The organism is Bacillus sp. HMSC036E02 (assembly GCF_001836235.1).
GTDB lineage: Bacteria > Bacillota > Bacilli > Bacillales > Bacillaceae_G > Bacillus_A > Bacillus_A cereus.
The window spans coordinates 1-314 of sequence record NZ_KV827837.1 but is presented as its reverse complement, the minus strand read 5'-3'; the positions used below and the strand labels follow the sequence as shown (position 1 = coordinate 314).

Here is a 314-nt window from a genome sequence, read left to right as displayed (position 1 = left end):
TACTCCAAAATCTCAATTCTTGCTTTTTCTGCTAGAGGGGCAATTGGTCGTAAGTCTTTTAACCCCCAATACTCAACCACTACATCAAGTACTTGATCAAAATATTGTAGTGGTCCATAGTTTGCTTCTTTTGCAATCACAGCCATTCTATTTTCAAAATCAGGCATGACTGCACCTGGCATTTTAAAATTCCTAATTACATTGGCAATATGGTAGCAATAATTTGGTTCCAATTCTAAATGTGTTCGAATAACGTCTCGATAAAACGCATAATGAAGTGTTTCATCTTTTGCAAGACGGCGTAATAATGTAGC

At 36.3% G+C, this 314-nt stretch carries 1 protein-coding gene; it reads right to left on the bottom strand.

The genetic code is table 11. The annotated features are described in order from the left end of the window. A partial coding sequence (locus HMPREF2590_RS12075) for an acyl-ACP desaturase (RefSeq protein ID WP_176748656.1) occupies positions 1-314 on the bottom strand: 314 nt, incomplete at both ends.